The 1099-nt window shown below is 35.3% G+C and carries 1 protein-coding gene and 1 pseudogene; both read right to left on the reverse strand.

The window, feature by feature from the left end:
* A pseudogene (locus tag BAZSYMA_RS10260) lies at nt 1-203 on the reverse strand (deoxyribonuclease); the annotation flags it as partial.
* Between the two features lie 287 nt (nt 204-490).
* On the reverse strand, nt 491-1057 hold the full coding sequence (locus BAZSYMA_RS09355; protein ID WP_090718455.1) for a PepSY domain-containing protein: 567 nt from the start codon (nt 1055-1057) through the stop codon (nt 491-493).
* Nucleotides 1058-1099 lie beyond the last annotated feature (42 nt).

A 1099-nucleotide genomic window follows, 5' to 3' on the forward strand; every position in this document is an offset into this window, starting at 1 on the left:
GAATTCGCCACTTTATAGTTACAGCTTTCTAAATTAACTACTTTTCCAGCATACGAACAACCGCAGTAAAAAGTTTTGTTGCGGTTTTTGTAGATTTCTTTGTAGAGGAGTTTTTTGGCTTTGTAGAATGATGAGGGGCTTTGTGCGAATATTGAAGATGTAAATGTTAAAAATATAGCAAGAAAAAATAATTTACCCTTCACTAAAATACGCCTCTAGAAAACTCATCTAATGTTCGTTAATTGTATCAAGTTTGTAATTTAAAATGTTCAAAAACACATAAAGTTTGGTTGGTTAATGAGGGGCTTGGTTGCCTGTTGGTTTTCACCTAATGGGTGAAACTGTTTTTTGGTTGAAATCATTATGCCAGTTGGGGTTTGTGTATTTTTTTGGTTTTTATTTTTGGATTGGGTAATTAAAGGGCAACGCTCCTTATTTCAGAGATAGCAGATAAAAAACAAATGCCAGCCCCCCGACCTAACGGCTATATTTAACTGGATACAACCATTACAGTAAACATAACTATGCCCAGCGATACAGAAACTAACACCAGCTTGCGTAACTTTGGCATTTGCCACGCCATAATAAAGCCTGAAGTGAGTAATAATAGCAAAGCTATGGAAAATGCAGCGGCATATACTTTAAATGGAATGCCACCTTTTGCTTTATGTAATTGCACAAATTGTCGATGCCAGCTTGTATTTTTCACCTTTAGTTTAGCTATTAATGGTTGTGATGTCGGTTCTATAATAACATCCATGTTTGAACCAGTCCATTCTAACTTGAAAGAAGAGCCAATTTTTTTAATTTTAGCTTGACCTGACGGTTCGCCTAAATCTTTTTTTTGTAATTCTTGTTTTGCTAATGCAACAAGCCCATCGAGCTCGCTTTGAATAGGTTTTTCAAGGTGTAACTCATAAGTATTTGTATCGTAATTGCCTTTTACGCCCCAAGTGTAAAGAGCGCCTGTTATAAAAAACATGATTGCTGCTGGTAAGATAAAGACTGCTAAAAGTGCATGCATTGTCGTTAGCGTAGAACGATTAAGTATTTCCATATTACTCCCCTATTTTTTTTAATTTATGCCTAATTAAGTATC

It is taken from the genome of Bathymodiolus azoricus thioautotrophic gill symbiont (assembly GCF_001298715.1).
Lineage (GTDB): Bacteria > Pseudomonadota > Gammaproteobacteria > PS1 > Pseudothioglobaceae > Thiodubiliella.

Coding starts and splice junctions, on each gene's coding strand:
- BAZSYMA_RS09355 (WP_090718455.1), bottom strand. CDS start 1,057: ATGGAAATACTTAATCGTTCTACGCTAACGACAATGCATGCACTTTTA.